A 19,824-nucleotide genomic window follows, 5' to 3' on the forward strand; every position below is an offset into this window, starting at 1 on the left:
CGCTAAACACAAGAGGCCAAAAGTTTATGATTCTATTTTCACCGAATACATACCGTTTTCCTATTCAAAATATGCGCTTAAATGGAAATGTTTAACTAGCACTAACAAGCCCTTACCAACATAAGATTATGTCCGCTTATTCACTTTTAGCAAGATGAATTTTGATCCAAAATGTTACTTTGACGTTTCTCTGTGCAATGATAATAGATGAATAAAACGTTTCAGTTTAAGGTGATTCGTTACTCAAAGCCTTTGCCATATCAAAGCTTGCACTATCTTGTTCAAATGCCTCTAGGAGGCTTGTGCCGGGCAACATAAAGTAAGCACCCAAAGACTGACCCTGTCCTTGCGGCTGTGCAGTTATGCTAGACATCGATAGGTCTGGTATCCCGTCACCATCCAAATCGGCGGTAAACACAAGGCCGCCTAATTGCGCTCCCACTGTAAAGCCTAATAACTTTCGTCCGAGCGAACTGGGCAAGTTGTTAACCGCGAAAGACAATGATGGTGAGCTTAGCGAAGTTATCGCAGTGTCTGGCAACAAGAACAATGCGCCCGCTTCGTTTCGCCCTAGTGGACTATCTCCAGCAAGACCAATCAGCAGTTCATCCCCTAAACCACCAGTAAAAGATGCCATTGTCTTAGCGCTAATTTTTGTGCCCACTGTTTGTGAAAAACTTTGTTCTTCGACAAAGATCATTACCCCTTGTGAAGCCAAGCTAAACACCAAAGAGGGATCTTCCCCAGTCGCCAGTGCATTTGCAATAGTCGCGCCGTAAATAATAGACGCAACTTGAGTGCTGCCATTAATACCCTGATGGGCTAAAACGAGTTCCGGTAATCCGTCGCCGTCGATATCTCCAGAGGCTGATATTCCTATAATGCTGGTATTTTGTCCCAGCATCTCAACCACGTTTGGGGCCACCAAAGGCGATAGAAGATCCAAAGTGTTGCTGATTGCCTTAGCATCACCAATGACTTGACTGGCAACAATATATACACCCGCTTCTAAAGACGGCGATAAGCCTTCACCACTGATTGCTAATTCAGGATAACCATCCCCATCCAAGTCTCCTATTGCAGTTACATGATAGCCAATTTGCTGTATTACGGGGCCGGAGCCAGCATTACTGATGCTTTGAATCAACAATACGGTATTAGCACTAGCTGTGCCTAGGTTTACATCTTCAGTCCCCCTGTTAAGAGCTGACCCAAAAATCACTCTAGCCTGATTTTTAAACGGCGAGCCAACGACTAGGTCTGAGCGGCCGTCTCCATCAAAATCTCCAGCTCCCACTGAGAGTTGCAAATTTTCAAACCTTGACAGGCCGCTCAAAGTCAAACCGTCTGAAGGAGCTAAAGAAGATAGGTTTAGTTCGCCCCTTGCAGCATTACCAAGACGATCTCCCCAAATAACTGCGGCAATTGGACCATCTTCAATATCCGAAACTGAGTTCGCACTTCGTTCTTCAACAAAGCCTATTAACAAGTCTATTACGCCATCACCGTCAACATCACCGGCATTGCGAGCTATAAGACGACTTCTTCGCTGATTTTGCTCAATATTATCGCCGACAAATCGAATGGCTTGATTCGCAGTGAGTTGGTCAATGCGCATATCACCAACACCATCGCTCATGTCATCTCGAATTGTTTTGCCCCAAACCAACCATGCATTTTCATTGCTTTGAGAATCAACCGAAGCACTGATCCAAAACTCTTCTAATCCATCTTGATCAATATCACCCACTGATTCAATGTATGCCCCTAATTGATTGACAGTATCAGCACCAGAATAGCGAATGCCACTAGTCACACGTGCAACTATGTCAATTAAGTTGACCTGCACCGCACCGCCGCCAACATTCAAACCATCACTCGCCTCAATTTGAACAGTGATGGGATCAGTCGTGCCTTCTACCTCAGCGTCAAACCCCACTACCACACTCAACACTCCAGTTTGCGGGTCTAGCGCAAATGCATCAAGTAAACGCTGTGAATTAACGGTTTCGCCAAGTTTTTCAACACCCACGATACGATAATTTGACACTTCGCTTCCTTCAGGATCGGTGGCATTTACTGTGATGACTGGGCCGGTTGTATTTTCATTCAAAGACAAAACCGATGAGCTGGTAAAAACCGGAGCCTCATCGATGTTGGTTATTGTTACTCGAACCGTTGCCGATACACGGTTAACGCCGTCTGAAAGGGTAACGTTTTGCTCGTACACATTGTCACTGTTTACATCTTGAGGTGATTCGAAGTCAAACGCGCTGCCTGCAGTAATCGCCATTACCAGTCCAGTATTGGGGTTAACGCTAAATAAAGCCCCGTCACCCCCAGCATCATCACTAATAGTGAGGCTCGAGCTATCGGGATCCGAGACCGTAAGCGTAAAACTCACGCTTTCGTTTTCAGCGAAGGTAAATGATGTCGGACTGGTAAATCGAGGAGGAGAGTTTTGTGAAGCGGCTGGCGTATCGCCGCCTCCACCCCCGCCACATGCAGAAATAGTGAATATTACCAGTATTGCACTAACTAATCGGGTGGTGTTGCTTTGCATAAGGGTGCTCCAGAGGCGATGTTGAGCCGATAATATTCCATATATTTACACTATTCAATAGAACTTATACAAGCTTATATTAGCCTTTTAAGCGCTCTGCGAAGACTGCCCTTATTATGTTTGGTCATTATAATGTTTGGCACTAATGCAAATGTGCCGAAGGCAGCACATTGGCGGCTTTGGTAGCAGGGTACAGTGTTGCCAGCACGCTAATGATAATGGCAATAGAATACGTTAACAGCACATCGGACAGGGATAACTGAGACGGTATACTGCTAGTAAAATATACACCAGCATCAAGCAGTTGAAATCCAAGTACCATCTCTAAAACGGCGATGACTTCAGATAGGTAGGCGGCCAGTAAACACCCCACTATACTGCCAATCGTCGCGCCAAATAGACCACTGTACAATCCCTTTGCAATAAATATTTTTTGGATTTGGCTGTCGCTTGTTCCCATGGTTTTTAATATGGCGATTTCGCGACTCTTTTCTTTCACTGACATCACCAGCGATGACACAATATTAAAACTCGCCACACTTATTACCAAAATAAGCACAATATAAATGACTGCTCGCACAAGCTTTATGTCTTGGTACAAATGCCCATGAGTACGCGTCCAATCTGACATATACACGGCTTGATCAAAGTTAAAGCCGTATTGACGAACGACCTCGAAGGCATCAAATGGGTCAAACATATGCATTTCAATGTGCGTAACATGATTGTCTAAACTGAGCATTTTGGTCAATGTTGCAGTACTCGTTATGCCTATAAAACTATCGAGTTCACCACCAATGCTCACCTCACCTACCACCGTAAGCCAAGTGGCTACTGAAGTTTGAAACGACAGATCTTCGGTTACCTTTGGCAGCAATACCTGCACACTGTCGCCTACTTTTAACGAAAGAGTCTGCATAATATCTGCACCTAAAACGATGCCCATAGGTTCAGTTTCCAAAACCCCATAGTCGAAGTGGCTAGAGAACTTTTCTTGAAAGTAATCTCGCTCTATGCCAAGCAGTTCAACCGATTTGATTTGCTTGCCCTTTTGCAGCAAGCCCGATGCTTTATTTAAAGCAAACACATATTGAATTTTGGGATCGTCCTGCATCGCCTGAATAAAACCTAGAGACGGCTGTAAACCATCTGCAGAAGCACTGAATAATTCGGCATGAGGAACAACGTTTAACAGGTTCTCACGCAGCTCACGTTCAAATCCGTTCATGACTGAAAGCAGCAAAATTAATGCCGCGCAGCCCAGGCCCACACCGAAGGTAGAAGACTTAGAAACAAAAGCGATATAGGCGTCTTGCTGCTTAGATTGCACGAATCGATGTGCTACAAAACGAATAAAGGGAGTAAAAATCACCTTTATTGGGCCTCTAACTGACCGTTTTTCAAAAACAGCGTTCGATCCAGTTTTTCGGCAAGGCTTTGATCGTGGGTAACGATAATGAAAGCGGTATTGGACCTCTGATTGATTGTTCGGATCAGGTCAAATATTTGTGCAGAGTTTGTGGCATCAAGGTTTCCAGTAGGTTCATCTGCCATAATGACCGCAGGTGAATTAACCAATGCGCGAGCAATCGCCACTCTCTGGCGTTCGCCGCCTGATAGCTGAGAGGGTTGATGTGTTAATCGATGTGATAAACCAACTTTGTCTAATTCAGACGCCGCCATGGCTAATGCTTGCTTTTTGTTCATATTGCCAATCAACAAAGGCATGGCAACATTTTCTTGTGCCGAAAACTCGGGAAGCAAATGATGAAACTGATAAACAAAGCCGAGATTTTGATTTCGAAATATTGCCTGCTTTTTGGCATTCATCTGATTTAGCTTTTGGTCTCTAAAAAAGATGTCACCGCTATCTGGTGCATCGAGGGTAGCTAAAATATGCAGCAAAGTACTTTTACCGGAACCCGAGCTGCCTAAAATAGCGAGTGTTTCGCCCTCGTTTACGGCAATACTAACATCGGACAATATCTTCACTTCTGATTCGGCATCATTATACGATTTAGAAACAGACTCGCAGCGAAGTAAGGGGAAGGACATAAGCACTCAAACTAAGAATATCATGCTCATAGTTTACACGTAAGCGTATGAATGCCCAATTAAAATATACAGAGGATTGATGCTTAAGAAATGGCGGAGTGGACGGGACTCGAACCCGCGACCCCCGGCGTGACAGGCCGGTATTCTAACCAACTGAACTACCACTCCACATGGTAGGTTAAACAAGGATTGGCGGAGTGGACGGGACTCGAACCCGCGACCCCCGGCGTGACAGGCCGGTATTCTAACCAACTGAACTACCACTCCGCATACCTATGCTTAACTTTAAACTGTGTAAAAATGGCGGAGTGGACGGGACTCGAACCCGCGACCCCCGGCGTGACAGGCCGGTATTCTAACCAACTGAACTACCACTCCGCATACCTATGCTTAACTTTAAACTGTGTAAAAATGGCGGAGTGGACGGGACTCGAACCCGCGACCCCCGGCGTGACAGGCCGGTATTCTAACCAACTGAACTACCACTCCGCATATGCACACTGCACTAAAGTCCCAAACTTGACGTTCTCGACCTTAAGCGCGGCGCAGATAATACGGTGCGGGTAGTCGATAGTCAACTGCTTTTTTAACATCTTAGATATGCCTGCTTATTAATCAAACAGGCACCTTCGAGAAGGGTAATCGTTTAGGTAGTGCTTGGCTCTGTCGACTTAGTCTTTTTAAATTTTATGTTTTTCAGAAAGCTTATAAATTTTAACAAAACATGAGAGTCAGGACGTCTTCGCATATCCGCGATAGCGAGAATGATAAGCCCGCCAAGCAGCAGTAAGGTAAAATTAATACCTAACACCATCATTATTACACTGTTGTCTTTAGGAGCAGCTACCGGCAGCGTTGGCAGTTGCGATTTCGTAATCTCTACCTCAGGCTCTGGTACCACTTCAATCACCGGAGCTCGGGTTATAAATGCATACTCGGGTACATCTAAGACCACATCTCGGCCATCGATGGTTTTGGCATAGGCAGTTAAGGTCACTCGGTATATTCCAAAGCCTGAATTCATAATCGTGAACTCACGCACATGGGAGCCTAAGTCAGTTGATGAAAATCGCTCTGTCTCGCCTTCAGGTGAACGGACGGTTCCTTCAATCAATAAACTGTTGTTGTCAATATAGTCCGGGTCTGCATCAACGATGATTCTATGAAAATCGTCCTCACCTTGGTCTTCAATATGCTCAATGCGAATTGGGTTTGGCAGCAACAGCAATACGTCTGCGGTCTGTTCACGACTAAATAGCGGTGTTCTCACGCTAAACACTGGTTGCCATTCACCATTTGTAATATTGAGATCGAACTCACCGGTAAATGTGCCGTCGCCGGGCATCTCATCTAGGCCAATGCCGTTGTCTTCAAATCGCGCTATATTTTTTGCACCTAAACCAAAGTTTTCATGATCAGGATGATTAGTGCTAATAAAGTCGATAGAAAGCGTTACAACGTCTCTAAACTCTTTGAAATTGACCTTAGTTCCAGCATTTCGTAGAAATGCGGTATGTTTAATGGTCTCACCCGAGAACACAGGCGTCGGAATCGATTCAGCCTCTAAGATAAGGTCGGCAATGACCATTACTCTGCTGTTGGGCAATATTTGTCCTAAGGCCTGCCAAGGGCCAGGCATCGGTTTGATTAATTCAATCATGTCGTAGGTATCTGACTCAAACCAGCTGTAGCTATCGTCTACTGAGTCGTTTTCTAAAAACAATTTACTGCCATTGGGTTTCACTAACACGACAGGAGTGGTGCCGAACTCTCTAAAAAACACCAGAATGACGCGATCAACCCCCGCATCAATGCGAAAGCGATTATCTAATAAAGTAATGTTGTTTTGATAGGTTTCACCAATTGGGAGGATTTTATCGGCGACAGACATCGCCGTAGGCACTGGCACATTTAGTTCTTCTGCCTTGAGCGCACTGACTACGACCACGCACAAAAACACGGCCCAAAACCAAGTTAAGGACCTAAGAAGTTTTCTATTGCGGCGGTTTACGCCAGATAACCTGCTCTGATTTCTTTTCAATGCCGTCTAAATATAATTGGTGCTTTGCTAATTCATCGGCACTTGCCCTGATAACCTTTAAGGCTGGTTTATCTTTTATGCGGATAATGCCTGTTTCGCCATGATCATTTGCACTTTCATCACTATGCCCTAAGCCAAGTGCACCCTGCCCGCCGGTCATGAATAAATATACATCGGCTAAAATTTCGCTATCGAGCAAAGCACCATGGAAGGTTCGGTGCCCATTATCGACATGATAGGCCTTACACAGCGCATCTAGATTGTTTTTCTTGCCTGGACGAATTTTTCTCGCCAGCGCTAAGGTGTCCAAAACGGTGCAAATATCATTGGTTACCGGTAGATTACGACCTACCAGTTTAAACTCATGATCCATAAAACCAACGTCAAATGGCGCGTTATGGATAACCAGTTCAGCACCGCGTATAAAGTCTATAAACGCATCTGCCACATCCACAAATTTCGGCTTATCTTCCAAAAATTCATTGGTTATACCGTGCACATTGATTGCTTCTTGCTCGATTTCTCGCTGAGGATTAATGTATACATGAAAGGTATTGCCGGTTAGTTTTCGGTCAATCATTTCTACGCAGCCAATTTCAATGATGCGGTGTCCATCTAGCGGATTGATGCCAGTGGTTTCGGTATCGAGTACAATTTGTCGCATTAACTTTTCCTTTTTGTGTTGGGGTCAGTATACTTCGCCTCACTCGCGCTGAACACAGCTTGCTCAAGGAAATATTCGATAACATGAAAAAAGTGACGCTTTACACTGATGGCTCTTGTTTAGGCAACCCCGGTCCTGGGGGGTATGGTGCACTATTGATCTTTGGCGATCATAGAAAAACGCTTTCTGGTGGATTCAAACACACCACCAATAATCGGATGGAGCTGCTGGCCCCCATTGAAGCACTAAATGCCCTGAGCCAAGCCTGTGAGGTGAACATTTATACCGACAGTCAGTATGTCAAAAATGGCATCAATCAATGGATCAATAATTGGAAGCGGAACAACTGGTTAACCTCTGCTAAAAAGCCAGTAAAAAACGTAGACCTATGGAAACGCTTAGACGAAGCTTGCACTCGCCATAAACTTCAGTGGCATTGGGTCAAAGGGCATTCTGGACAACCAGAAAATGAGTTAGTAGACGACTTAGCAAGAGAAGCCGCTCAGTCTAACGAACTAGTCGATGATGAAGGCTTTGAAGAGGCGGTATTATGAATCCATCAGTCACTCTAAAAATAACCCGCGAAAAGTCTCTTATGAGGCGCCACCCATGGGTATTTGAAGGGGCTATTGAGAGCGTAAGCGGTCAGCCCAGAAGCGGCGCAACCGTCGATATATTTGATGACAAAGGCAATTGGATAGCTAAAGGTGCCTATTCGCCAGAGTCGCAAATTCGCGTCCGCGTATGGAGCTTTGATGAAAACGAAGTGATTGATGACGGCTTTTTTAAACGCCGCATACAATATGCCTTCGATACTCGCCAAGCATGGATGAGCCATAGTGCCAACGCGATGAGTACTAACGCCTATCGCTTGGTTGCCTCCGAGTCTGATGGACTGCCAGGTGTCACCATCGACAAATATCATAATGTATTAGTAATGCAATTGCTCAGCACTGGCGCCGAGCGACATAAGCGTAAAATTGTCAACGCCCTCAAAGCGATGTTTCCCGATCACATTATCCATGAGCGAAGCGATGTTGAAGTACGCAAAAAAGAAGGCCTGCTGCCGTTAGTGCAAACCCACGTCGGCGAATTACCTCACAGTGTGTTAATTGAAGAAAACGGCTTTCGCTTAGAAGTCGACTTGATATCTGGCCACAAGACCGGTTTTTACCTTGATCAACGTAAAAACCGACAGATTGCGGGGGCACTCAGCCAAAATAAGCGAGTATTAAACTGTTTTAGCTACACCGGTACGTTTTCGGTATACGCGCTGCAGGGCGGAGCAACTGAAGTCATTAACGTAGATGTTTCGCAAAGTGCCTTAGATACCTCGCAAAAGAACCTCGCCCTCAACTTTACCAAAACGCAGTGCGCAAAAGTTAAACATGTAAAACAAGACGTATTTGAACTACTGAGAACCTATCAAGAACAAGGTGAAAAGTTTGATTTGATCGTCATGGACCCACCCAAGTTTGTCGAAAACAAAAATCATTTGGTAAGAGCCTCTAGAGGATATAAGGACATCAACCGCATTGCCTGTGAGTTACTCAATACAAACGGCATACTGTTAACCTTCAGTTGTTCTGGTTTAGTCAGTCAAGACTTGTTCAATAAAATTATTGCGGATGCGGCACTAGATGCCAACACGCAGTTGGGTTATTTGCAAAAGCTCGAGCAAGATGGCGACCATATTATCGCCAGTAGTTTTCCAGAGGGAGCCTATTTGAAAGGTCTGGTATGCATTAAGCGTGCATAAAAAAGAGCGACTCTCAGCTCTTTTTATTTCATTTCGCTAATTTCAACGCCTACAAGGCAGGTGTTTTCAGCTTCAGAGTCGCAACGGACCACTTTCGCTTTGGCTTCAAGAGAAGGGATTTGGTCGTTATTGGAGTCAATGGTGATGTCTAATAAGGTGCCTAAATCGATACTGGACTGTTCAATTTCTAGCGACATTCCGGTTGCACTAATATCTCGGCACACAGCCGCCATTGGCGCAGCTGAAGGATTGTCTAAGAGCGACACTTCGCAAGGCGAATTCACCATCATTCGATAAAAATTTCGCTTGTCGTCATAGCCCAACATAATACTACCTCTTAATTCAAAAATGTTGACGCAATGTTATAAGGAGTTGTCCATTGGCTGTCAACCGTTTATTCGCCATATCCGGCGATTTAGTATTCAGCAATCTTATGTTGAATACGCTTGAGCGAAATGGGGAACTTTGTGCCCAACTGTTGTGCAAACAGGGAGATCCTCAACTCTTCAATCATCCAGCGGACTTCGTCTAAGTCAGATAGATTCTGATGCTTGTTTTTAAAGTCATTTTTTAATGCATCAAAAGCCCCTTGGGCCTTGTCGACTTCCAGTTGATTGAGTCGATCACGATTGGCATCAACTTTAAGTTTCTCGGCTCGATTTAACAATCCTTTAAGGTATCTATTCCAGTCAAGCAACCTTTCTTCACCTAGGTCGAACACAAAGCCTTTGTATACCAATTGATTTAAGTGCTGCTGCACATGCTTGATGTTATTAATCAGATTTAAAGGAATGTTACCCTTAGTATGTTTGGCAATCTGATTGGCCACCGCTAAACCACTTTCCACCTGATTTGCAATCTGCAGTGCTCGGTCATTTATTTCACCACGAACAATCTCGCAAATGCCCTTAAAATCTGCTGGAGTTCTTATGCTATCGGGCTTTGAGTGCGCATTAACCAGACTGTCGATGCTGGCAATGATAATATCGTCGATGAGGGGCTTAATTTGCCCAAATGGATTAAAATATAAGCTCAGCTTTGCTTTATTAGGCAGTTTGTCTTGTAAGAATTTCACGGGAGACGGGACGTTCAGTTTAATCAGTTCGTACACACCGCGTCTATGAGCAAGCTGCGCATCTGTTAGGTTGTCAATCAGAGCAACTTTAATTTTTTGCTTGTCAAACACCAACGCCGGAAAGGCTTTTACTTCATAACCAGCCTGCTTTTGCGTGAACTGTTTCGGCAATTCACCAAAATCCCATTGCGTGACGTTTTCTTTCTCTAATTCGGGCGTAGCCACCTTCTCAATGGTTTGTTTGAGGGCTTTTTTAAGGGACAGCTTTAGCTCGTTAAGCGATTTACCTGTCGCTACGCTTTTCTGTTTTTCGTCAAGCACTACAAAATTAAAGCGTAGGTGAGAAGGTAAACTAGTGATGTCAAAGTCATCCGCATTTACTCTCACACCAGACATTTTGAACAACTTGCTCGATAGCGCATCCACGATTGCCTTGGGCGCCCCGCTGTCTTGGGTCATTTGCATGTCTTCTAACGCCGCTTTGGCATAGTCGGGAGCGGGCACGAAGTTGCGCCTCAAACGTTTGGGTAGTGTTTTTATTAAGTGCGTCACCAATTCAAGGCGCATACCGGGCACCAACCAGTCAAACCCAAAGTCTTTCAACTGATTTAATAGACCGAGAGGCACATGAATAGCAACACCATCTAGCGCTTGGTTGGGTTCAAAATGATAGCTTATGGGCAGATGCAAATTGCCTTGATGCCATTTATCGGGAAAATCAGCCGCTGAAATTTCAGATGGGTCGCGCTTTAATAGATCCTCGTAACTAAACTCTAATAATGTAGAGCTAGCCTTACTGGCTTTTTGCCACCATTTTTTAAAACTCGCTTCGTTGTTAATGTCACTGGGGATGTGTTCATCATAAAACTGACACAGTGTTTCTTCGTCAATCAAGATATCTCGACGGCGAGCCTTTTGCTCTAATAATTCCACCTCTGCCACTTGCCTTTGATTATGCTTTAAAAAAGCGTAGTTAAGGTTAGTTTGACCTTGTACCAAGGCTTCTCGAATAAACAGCTCACGGCAAACGAAGGGGTCGACTAAGCTGTAGTTAACAACCCGCCGAGTGACTATGGGCAAACCAAATAAATTAATGGTCAGGTAGGCCATCGTTGCGCCGCGCTTCTTGCTCCAATGTGGCTCTGCGTAATTGTGTTTGGCAACGTGCTGACTAATCGGCTCCAGCCATTCCACGTCAATTTTAGCGACTTGGCGTGCAAATAAACGGGATGTTTCAACTAGTTCCGCAGCCATAATCCATTTTGGCTGTGTTTTGGCCACGTTTGAGCCTGGAAAGATCATAAATTGAGAGTTTCTGCTGCCTAAGTACTGTCGATTTTTATCTTTAAGGCCTAGTTGCGACAGCAAACCTACTGCAAGTGCGGTATGAATCGCTTGGTAGTCTGCACCTTGCGAGTTAATACGTAAATTCACTGCCACCAAAGACTGCTTAATTTGGCTGACAATATCCTGCCATTCTCGCATGCGCTGAAAATGAATAAAGTATTGCTTACACCATTTACGCAACTGGCTATTGCTTAAGGTTCTTTGCTGGGTTTTAAAGGCTTCCCATAAATTCAATAAACTGATGAAGTCAGAGTCTTTGTCAGCAAATTCTGCGTGCGCTAGATCTGCTTGCTGTTGTTTTTCTTGTGGTCGCTCTCTAGGATCTTGTACAGACATCCCCGAAGTGATCACAATAACTTCATATACAGCGTCCATTTGACCGGCATGAATGATCATTCTTGAGTATCTGGGATCAAGGGGCAAAGGTGCCATTTGCCTGCCAATATCAGTTAGGCGTAACCGCCCTGAACGCCTATCGACGGCTAGTAACTCTTCTAACAGTTTGATACCGTCATTAATGTTTTTATCGTCGGGTGCTTGTACAAATGGAAAGTTATTAATCTCGCCTAAGCCTAGCGCAAGCATCTGAATAATAACACTCGATAGATGCGTTCGAACAATCTCAGGATCGGTAAATTCTGGGCGCGATAAATAATCTTGTTCGGTATAAAGACGAATACAGATACCGTCGGAAACGCGACCACAGCGACCCGCTCGTTGATTCGCAGAAGCCTGAGATACCGGTTCAATGGGAAGACGCTGTATTTTACTGCGCTGGGAATATCTTGAAATACGCGCTACACCAGTATCAACCACGTATTTTATACCCGGAACCGTTAACGATGTTTCTGCGACATTGGTGGCCAATACGATGCGCCGCCCACTGTGTGACGAAAAAATACGGTTTTGTTCTGAAGCCGATAATCGTGCATAAAGCGGGACAATTTCCGTATTTCGGTACTGGCGCTTGGATAACTGATCTTGGGCGTCTCGAATATCCCTTTCGCCGCTCAAAAATATCAGTATGTCGCCATTAGGCTCACGCATCAACTCGTCAACAGCATCAACCATCATTTGTGTTGTATCGCCTTCTTCCTTGTCGCTACCGCCATAATCTACAGGGTCTTTATATCGTATTTCGACCGGATAAGTGCGTCCACTGACTTCAATAATGGGCGCGTCATTAAAGTGCTCAGAAAAGCGCTGAGGGTCGATAGTTGCTGAGGTGATGATAAGCTTTAAGTCAGGCCGTTTCGGTAACAATTGTTTCAAATAACCCAGCAAAAAATCGATGTTTAAACTACGCTCGTGAGCTTCATCTATAATGATCGTATCGTATTGATTTAAAAACCGGTCTTGCTGGATCTCAGCCAGTAAAATACCGTCAGTCATGAGCTTAACTAAGCTGGTATCACCTACATGATCGCTAAAACGCACTTTAAAGCCAACCGCTTGACCAATTTCAGTATTGAGTTCTTCAGCAATTCTTGTCGCGACGCTGCGCGCCGCTAATCGCCTTGGCTGTGTATGTCCAATAAAGCCAGATACACCCCGCCCTAACTCTAAGCACATCTTTGGTATCTGGGTGGTTTTACCTGAGCCTGTTTCACCGGCGATAATCACCACTTGATGCGCCTCAATAAGGGCCTTTATGTCATCTTTTTTTTGCGCTACCGGTAAATCAGGGTAATCAATCGAGGGGACTGCAAGCAGACGCTTTTCGCGTTCGGCCTGTGAGCCCGCAATATCCGTCATGAGCTTTTCCAGAGCCGCTTGTTTGCTGGACTCGTCTTTTATCCGAGCGATATCCTTGGCTTTTCTTTTAAAGCGATGTTTGTGCTTTTGGAGACAGCGACTTAGTGCTTTTTCTAAATTTAATGACATCTTATTACGTGAGCCTACCTGAACAAAGGCATACCTAAAGTTAAGTAAAAACAAAGGCCTGCTAATATGCAGGCGATTTACTTTTTATAATGAGCGTAGGATGGGCATGCGCCCTTTTTAAATCAAGCCTTAGTTGTCAAACTGAGCAAAATACTCACTAATCCTTGTAAATAAGCACCGTCTTATTGCCATCTATATCAATACTTCCACGATACATCCCTTCGGTATTAAAGGGCATGGCTATATTGCCTTTAGCGTCGATGGCTATAATTCCACCAGTTCCGCCTGCTGGCAACAATACATCGTGAATAACGGTATTTGCCGCTTGCTCTAAGCTAATCTTTTGATACTTCATGCGGGCACAAATATCTGCCGCCACGTTGTATCGAATAAAATACTCGCCATGACCGGTTGCTGAAACCGCACACGACGTATTATCAGCATAGGTTCCAGAGCCAATAATCGGAGAGTCGCCTACACGTCCATAGCGTTTTGCAGTCATACCACCGGTAGAAGTGCCCGCAGAAATATTGCCATTTGCGTCTAACACTACCACGCCGACTGTACCAAATTTAAAATCGTTAAATTCGGCGTTTTCTAAATAAGCCTGAGTGTCGACAGCTTCGCTTTCGCTGATGCGCTGTTTTGCGCGTTGCAAAGCCTCAAATCGTCTCGGCGTATTAAACGTGGTGTTTTCAGTCTTTTCGACACCGTGCTCAAGGGCAAACTGCTCAGCACCTTTGCCTGACAGCATAACATGCACAGATTGCTCCATAACTAAACGTGCCGCCACAATCGGGTTTTTGATATTTGTTACACTGGCGACTGCGCCTGCTTGCAAATTATCGCCGCGCATGATTGAGGCGTCTAACTCATGCTGTCCGTCAAAGGTATATACCGCTCCTATGCCTGCATTAAACAAAGGAGAATCCTCTAAATACTTAATTGCGGCAACAATTGCATCGAGACCATCTTTACCCTGTGCCAACTGCTCGTAACCCAAATCAAGCGCCGTATTGATGGCGAGTTTGTACTCAGCTTCTTGCTCATCGCTTAAATTGGCTTTTGTGATGGTTCCGGCACCGCCATGTATCGCGATAGCGACCGGACTTTTGGTCGATGCATGATTGTGAGCATGCAATAAAAACGGAAGCGCGCAAAGCGCTGCGGTAATTAACAAGTGCTTTAGGGGCTTGAACTTTGTGGCTCTAAGCGTTTTTTGGCACAAATTTGAGGCGTTTTTTAAAGCCATAATATCTACCCTTAAGTTAGGTCATAATGAAAACCTAACATTAAGGGTAAATGATAAAAATGTCTAATCTCTTACACGCAGATCAGCATTATCTTCGCGCAGCAATAGCTTGCCACTTACTTAATTCAAGTTGCGGCGCTACCGCTGACAACACATGATGTTTAAATGCCTCAAAATTTGCATATTCAAAAGACTCGTTATCCGCTAATTCGTTAAAAACCAAACGCAATTTTCGCATCGAAAAAAACGGCACAATGAACGGTCCACTATGCCCAAATCCCTGGGCTTGGGGTTGATAAGCCTGCAATAAAGCGGCCTCACCAAAATTCACTTCTTTCATGTCTTTCTCCATTTGATTACACTTCCAACACTTTGAGTTTAATGTTTTAAAGCCGCGCTTTAATAGTACATCTAGTTATTAACATCCATTTTTATATAACTCTTTTACTGTTGCTTTTTTGCAACACCTTTAAGTGTTTTACTAGTAGCCATGTGTCAATCTTTTGACAAACCCACAGAGACTTAAATAAGTCTAACCAGCCAACCAAATCATCCATAATGGAATAAAGCGTTAAAACAGGGAGTTATCTCTAAGTCTATTTATATCTAACTGTTTTCATTGCTTTATTACCTACCTACACTTTGATGCAATCACCGTTTGCATCAGCACTAATCATACAATTAAGCGTTGCGAGGCTTGCTATGCCCATATACACTTGCGCCATCACTTTGATTTCACTCCAAAAAGGAAATTATGGTCGACAGTATCTTATGGCACGATTACGAAACTTGGGGAGTGAACCCGCGAGCCGACTTTCCTGTGCAGTTTGCAGCTATACGCACCGATTTGTCGCTTAATCCAATTGGTAAACCGATAAATTACTTTTGCCAAATACCCAATGACTACCTGCCGCACCCTCAGGCATGTTTAGTGACCGGTATTACCCCCCAACAAAGTTTACGAGATGGTTATCTTGAATGCGAGTTTGCGGCAAAAGTTTTGGCTCATATGCAAGAGCCAAAGACCTGCACCGCCGGTTACAACAGCATAAAGTTTGATGAAGAAGTCACTCGCAACCTACTCTACCGAAACTTTCACCCGGTATACGAGCGTGAATATGAGCACGGTAATTCACGTTGGGATGTCATTGATTTAGTCAGAGCAGCATATGCATTGCGTCCCGACGGCATACAGTGGCCATATTACGATGACGGTAAACCGTGCTTTAAGCTCGAAAAACTCAGCGAAGCGAATGGTTTAGAGCATAAGTCTGCACATGATGCACTTTCAGATGTCTCCGCCACCATCGGCATCGCTAAGTTAATAAAAGAAAAACAACCAAAACTGTATGACTTCTATTGGCAGTTACGAGATAAACAAAACGTGCTGCAAGAAATCGACCTTGTTTCACACAAGCCTTTTTTGCATGTTTCAGGTTACATCAATAGTACTCAGGGCTGCTGCAGTTGGTTTATGCCAGTCTGCGTCCATCCTACTAACCGTAATGCCATCATTGCAATAAACTTAGAAAAGGATATATCGGTATTATCGGAGTATTCCATACAGCAACTGCAGTCCAATGACATGGTAACCCAACTATATCAAGAGCGGCGCATCCCACTGATGCAAATAGCCATCAACAAGGTACCATTTGTTGCGCCGGCTAAAATGCTAACTGAAGAGAATGCGCAACGCCTTGGCATTAACCGCCAGCAGTGCCTCGCAAACTACCAAACCTTGCAACAAATGGCCGATTTACAAATCAAATGCGAGCTGCTCTTTGAGCGCGAGTTTAATCGTGATCTTAAAATTGATATAGATGCTCAGCTTTATACTAGAGAATTCCCTAGCGCCGCCGATAAGCAAGTGATGAACAAGATACGAAACAGCAAGCCTGAAGCATTGAGCAGTTTATATCATCAAATGCTCAACCCTCTCTATCGGGCGCAGCTATTTAGATATATGGGCAGAAATTTTCCAAATTTGATGGATCAGAAAGATTTAGAGAAGTGGGTAGCGCACCGCAAGGAGCGCTTTGTCGAGGGTAGTGATCCAGCTTACCTTTCTCTAGCAGGGTTTCAGCAGCAAATAGAAGCCTTAGCACAACAGTATGGTGAAGATAACAAAAAGTTATCTATTTTGAAGCAGCTTGAGCGCTACGCAAGCGAATTGTAAATTAGCAAAAAGGTAACCTAACAAACGACATGAGCGGTATTACATTCAGTATTAATTCGGTTACTAACGACCTTGTTGCGAGCATTGATCCTCTCTTGTTTGAAGACCTTTGCAGCGAAGCGTCTTTTGCTGCTTTAATTTCAAAGACCGATTATAAAGATTGTGAACTCGATAAAGTTGCTATCAAAGCATTGGCTATTTTGCTTGAACAAGCAAAAAGCACAGGCGTCTCTGACAAAGTAGTTGGCCCAATCGGCAAAGTAGTAGAAGAAAATACCGAAGATACGATTACAATTTCACTGGCACCCGACCACATGTCGGCAAGTATGTCAGTGGTATCAAATGCAAGCGGTAAACAACCCTCGTATCAAGAAGTAAAAGACATGTTGGCCTATAAAGGTGTCACTCGTGGGATCAGTAAAAAACGAGTTCAAAACCTGCTCAACCATGCCATAGAAAGTGAGCCTGGAAAAGAATTCAATGAAATAATTGCGATAGGTTTACCCGCCCGCGATGGTAAGGCGTCTAAAATTAGACCGCTAGTACCCAACGCACTTGACCGTATTTTACGTCCACAAGAAAAGGGCGGTGATAAAGTCGATATGCGTAATTTAGGGGACGTACTCTGCGTTAGTCCAGATCAAGCGGTGGCAAAAAGAATTCCGCCTACTAACGGACGCCTTGGCTATACTGTGAGCAACAAGCCCTTACAAGCAAAAAAAGGCGCATGGGTCGATATTAAGCTTGGCCAAAACACAAAAATATCCGACGCTGACGAAAATCTGATTTTATCGGCATTAGCAGGTCAGCCCAAGTTTGAAAACGATTTGATGTCGATTGACGACACTTACGTTTCAAAGGGTGTGAATGTTGGTACAGGCAATATAATCTATGAAGGTGCTGTGATTGTTAATGGCGATGTCACAGAAAATATGCAAATAATTGCCAAGGGCGACGTCACCATTAATGGCTTTGTAGAATCGGCATTTATTCAAGCTGGCGGAGACATCATTATCACCCAGGGCGCAACGGGCAAAATGAATGAAGAAGACTGCCAGTTAATTGCTAAAGGAAATATCTTCATTCAGCATGGCCAAGGATTACACGTTCAAGTTGATAAAAACTTCAATGTTAAAAGACAGCTTGCATACTCCAACGTGACTTGCAAAGGGCAACTGTTTATCGGAGACCCTGAGAACCCGAGCGGCAATTTGTTTGCCAGTAAAATTAATGCCTACAACAGTATCAGGGCCGGTAGCGTGGGCGCAATATCAGGCAGTGTGCTAGAAGTGGATTTTTCTGAGGGCTATAATCACCTCATTCATAATTTAGAATCTGTACACGACCTGCTAAAAGCATTGACGTCAGTAAATGTCGATCATGAGATCAAATTAAGTAAAATCAACGCAAAAAAATACCCACCTCATCTGCGTAAAAAACTTAAAAAATTGGATGCTTGCATCGGTAAAGAGCGGCATTTAATTAACTGGCTGAGAAAAATGCAGGGTGACCTTGAGCTAGCGAAAAAAGACTATGAAAGTAATGCTCGTATCATTGCCAACAAAGAATTATTTCCTGGCGTACTTGTGAAACTTAACAAGCGGATATATCGTGCTCAAAAAGAAACCATGAAGTCTCGCATACTGCTGGTTGACGGAGCTTGGGAATATCAACCCATTATTTAGAAGGCCCCTGCAATTCCCACAATAGTAATCCCGCCGCCTACACCACACCTATCATTAGGGCACTGCTGCAGCGGAACCATAGTTGTGGTCTAGTTACATTTGAGCAACCATTGCCATTTGTAATGTTACTTATAATCTCTCTACCGCCAGCGCCGTCGCTTCACCACCGCCTATACATAGCGCCGCTAAGCCTTTACTCAAGCCTTTTTGCTCTAAAGCATGTAACAAGGTCACCACAATGCGCGCGCCTGAAGCACCTATTGGATGACCAAGTGCACACGCACCACCGTTAACGTTTACTTTGGTGCTGTCTAGGCCCAGTTTATTGACGCCCAACATAGTCACCATGGCAAAGGCCTCATTGATTTCGAATAGATCTACATCGTCTGTTGTCCACCCTGCTTTGCTCAAAACTTTCTCAATAGCGCCAATTGGTGCTACTGTGAACGCCTCTGGCTTCATGGCATGCGTCGCGTGAGCGACAATTCTCGCCAAGGGTTTCAAGCCCAGCTCATTTGCTCTTTCTTCAGACATCACCAAAAGAGCCGCAGCACCATCGGAGATAGAACTCGAATTTGCAGCAGTGACGGTGCCATCCTTTTTGAATGCGGGACGTAACGTTGGAATTTTGTCGACTCTGGCATTACCAGGCCCCTCATCGGTATCAACTGTAACATCACCTTTACGCGTATTTACCGTAAGCGGCGTGATCTCATTTTTAAACGCACCGGATGCTATTGCCGCCTGCGCTTTGCTCAAAGAGCTAACCGCAAACTCGTCCATCTGTTCACGAGTGATGCCTTCAGCATCGGCAGTATCTTGTGCAAAACAGCCCATAGCTTTGCCATCGTAAGCATTCTCGAGACCATCAAGCATCATATGATCGAAGGTTTGTCCATGCCCCATACGGTAGCCTGCGCGAGCCTTGCTTAACAAATAAGGGGCTCCTGACATATTTTCCATGCCCCCGGCAACCACCGCATGCGCACTGCCGGCTTTGATAAGGTCGTGAGCGAGCATGATCGCTTTCATTCCAGAGCCGCATACTTTATTGATTGTGCTTGCACCAACGCTCATTGGTAAGCCCGCTCCAAGACTCGCCTGACGCGCAGGCGCCTGACCAAGACCGGCTGGCAACACACAGCCCATAATCACTTCGTCGATGCTTTCTACAGCAACGTCAGCAATTGCCGCTTTGATAGCAGCAGCACCTAATGAGGGTGATGAGACTTCACTCAAGGCACCCATAAACCCGCCCATTGGCGTGCGCTTTGCTGCAACAATCACTACTGATCCACTCATATTCAGTTTCCTGTTTGTTAA

The 19,824-nt window shown here is 44.6% G+C and carries 14 protein-coding genes and 4 tRNA genes; 4 read left to right on the forward strand and 14 right to left on the reverse strand.

Translation table 11 applies throughout. From position 1 onward, the window contains the following. Window positions 1-226: 226 nt before the first annotated feature. The 9 genes from AB9H30_RS02985 to dnaQ form a co-directional block, all read right to left on the reverse strand. Window positions 227-2,563 carry a hypothetical protein gene (locus tag AB9H30_RS02985; RefSeq protein ID WP_371193136.1) on the reverse strand — a complete coding sequence of 779 codons (2,337 nt, stop codon included), beginning with the start codon at window positions 2,561-2,563 and terminating at the stop codon, window positions 227-229. A 142-nt stretch (window positions 2,564-2,705) separates the two neighbouring features. After that, window positions 2,706-3,935 (reverse strand): FtsX-like permease family protein, encoded by a 1,230-nt coding sequence (locus AB9H30_RS02990; protein WP_371193137.1) that lies wholly within the window; start codon window positions 3,933-3,935, stop codon window positions 2,706-2,708. 2 nt (window positions 3,936-3,937) lie between these two features. Continuing rightward, window positions 3,938-4,618, reverse strand: a complete 681-nt coding sequence (gene lolD, locus AB9H30_RS02995; protein WP_371193138.1) for a lipoprotein-releasing ABC transporter ATP-binding protein LolD — start codon at window positions 4,616-4,618, stop codon at window positions 3,938-3,940. A gap of 91 nt (window positions 4,619-4,709) precedes the next feature. Further along, a tRNA-Asp gene (locus AB9H30_RS03000) sits at window positions 4,710-4,786 on the reverse strand. A gap of 22 nt (window positions 4,787-4,808) precedes the next feature. Next, a tRNA-Asp gene (locus tag AB9H30_RS03005) sits at window positions 4,809-4,885 on the reverse strand. Between the two features lie 34 nt (window positions 4,886-4,919). Next, window positions 4,920-4,996, reverse strand: a tRNA-Asp gene (locus AB9H30_RS03010). A gap of 34 nt (window positions 4,997-5,030) precedes the next feature. Continuing rightward, a tRNA-Asp gene (locus AB9H30_RS03015) sits at window positions 5,031-5,107 on the reverse strand. 157 nt (window positions 5,108-5,264) lie between these two features. After that, complete coding sequence (locus tag AB9H30_RS03020; RefSeq protein ID WP_371193199.1) at window positions 5,265-6,566, reverse strand: TIGR03503 family protein; 1,302 nt, start codon at window positions 6,564-6,566, stop codon at window positions 5,265-5,267. A 46-nt stretch (window positions 6,567-6,612) separates the two neighbouring features. Next, window positions 6,613-7,323 carry a DNA polymerase III subunit epsilon gene (gene dnaQ / locus AB9H30_RS03025; RefSeq protein ID WP_371193139.1) on the reverse strand — a complete coding sequence of 237 codons (711 nt, stop codon included), beginning with the start codon at window positions 7,321-7,323 and terminating at the stop codon, window positions 6,613-6,615. 83 nt (window positions 7,324-7,406) lie between these two features. Here dnaQ and rnhA point away from each other — a divergent pair, with 83 nt between their 5' ends. Beyond that, window positions 7,407-7,877: a ribonuclease HI gene (gene rnhA, locus AB9H30_RS03030; protein ID WP_371193140.1), complete on the forward strand. Its 471-nt coding sequence runs from the start codon at window positions 7,407-7,409 to the stop codon at window positions 7,875-7,877. Next, window positions 7,874-9,082, forward strand: a complete 1,209-nt coding sequence (locus tag AB9H30_RS03035; RefSeq protein ID WP_371193141.1) for a class I SAM-dependent methyltransferase — start codon at window positions 7,874-7,876, stop codon at window positions 9,080-9,082. Before rnhA ends, AB9H30_RS03035 begins: the two co-directional genes overlap by 4 nt. A 23-nt stretch (window positions 9,083-9,105) precedes the next feature. Here the strand turns inward: AB9H30_RS03035 and AB9H30_RS03040 are convergent, their stop codons facing one another. The 4 genes from AB9H30_RS03040 to AB9H30_RS03055 form a co-directional block, all read right to left on the reverse strand. Beyond that, entirely contained in the window at window positions 9,106-9,408 is a 303-nt protein-coding gene (locus tag AB9H30_RS03040; protein ID WP_371193142.1) for a PilZ domain-containing protein, read from the reverse strand. 89 nt (window positions 9,409-9,497) lie between these two features. Further along, the gene (gene hrpA / locus AB9H30_RS03045; RefSeq protein WP_371193143.1) at window positions 9,498-13,388 is read right to left on the reverse strand and encodes an ATP-dependent RNA helicase HrpA; all 3,891 of its coding nucleotides are present in this window, start codon (window positions 13,386-13,388) and stop codon (window positions 9,498-9,500) included. Between the two features lie 157 nt (window positions 13,389-13,545). Beyond that, window positions 13,546-14,640 carry an isoaspartyl peptidase/L-asparaginase family protein gene (locus AB9H30_RS03050; protein ID WP_371193144.1) on the reverse strand — a complete coding sequence of 365 codons (1,095 nt, stop codon included), beginning with the start codon at window positions 14,638-14,640 and terminating at the stop codon, window positions 13,546-13,548. A gap of 88 nt (window positions 14,641-14,728) precedes the next feature. Then, complete coding sequence (locus tag AB9H30_RS03055; RefSeq protein WP_371193145.1) at window positions 14,729-14,980, reverse strand: hypothetical protein; 252 nt, start codon at window positions 14,978-14,980, stop codon at window positions 14,729-14,731. A gap of 414 nt (window positions 14,981-15,394) precedes the next feature. On the opposite strand from AB9H30_RS03055, the gene sbcB reads away from it, so the two are divergent. Together sbcB and AB9H30_RS03065 are read left to right on the forward strand one after the other, a co-directional pair. Next, window positions 15,395-16,816, forward strand: a complete 1,422-nt coding sequence (gene sbcB, locus AB9H30_RS03060; protein ID WP_371193146.1) for an exodeoxyribonuclease I — start codon at window positions 15,395-15,397, stop codon at window positions 16,814-16,816. A 29-nt stretch (window positions 16,817-16,845) separates the two neighbouring features. Then, window positions 16,846-18,501 carry a DUF342 domain-containing protein gene (locus tag AB9H30_RS03065; protein WP_371193147.1) on the forward strand — a complete coding sequence of 552 codons (1,656 nt, stop codon included), beginning with the start codon at window positions 16,846-16,848 and terminating at the stop codon, window positions 18,499-18,501. A 129-nt stretch (window positions 18,502-18,630) separates the two neighbouring features. On the opposite strand, the gene AB9H30_RS03070 is transcribed toward AB9H30_RS03065, so the two are convergent. After that, the gene (locus AB9H30_RS03070) at window positions 18,631-19,803 is read right to left on the reverse strand and encodes an acetyl-CoA C-acyltransferase (RefSeq protein WP_371193148.1); all 1,173 of its coding nucleotides are present in this window, start codon (window positions 19,801-19,803) and stop codon (window positions 18,631-18,633) included. Window positions 19,804-19,824: the final 21 nt, after the last annotated feature.

It is taken from the genome of Glaciecola sp. SC05, from assembly GCF_041380235.1.
Lineage (GTDB): Bacteria > Pseudomonadota > Gammaproteobacteria > Enterobacterales > Alteromonadaceae > Glaciecola.